The 242-nt window shown below is 46.7% G+C and carries 1 tRNA gene; it reads right to left on the reverse strand.

What is annotated here, in order from left to right:
• Positions 1-47: 47 nt before the first annotated feature.
• A tRNA-Asp gene (locus BCU84_RS12625) sits at positions 48-124 on the reverse strand.
• Positions 125-242 lie beyond the last annotated feature (118 nt).

The following is a 242-nucleotide window of genomic DNA, read 5'->3' on the forward strand; positions in this document are numbered from 1 at the left end:
CAGACACGAAAAAGCCCTAACATTGCTGTTAGGGCTTATCGTAATGTTGGCGGAGCGGACGGGACTCGAACCCGCGACCCCCGGCGTGACAGGCCGGTATTCTAACCAACTGAACTACCGCTCCTTTAGTAAATTGCTTGCGCAGTATACTAAATTCTTTTTAAGTCGCTAACGTGTCAAAGTTAGTAGACTGCTTTATCGTAATAAAGCTACTCTTTCGAGTAAATTAGGCGCTTGGCGAT

The organism is Shewanella sp. 10N.286.51.B7 (genome assembly GCF_002873615.1).
Taxonomy (GTDB): domain Bacteria; phylum Pseudomonadota; class Gammaproteobacteria; order Enterobacterales; family Shewanellaceae; genus Shewanella; species Shewanella electrodiphila.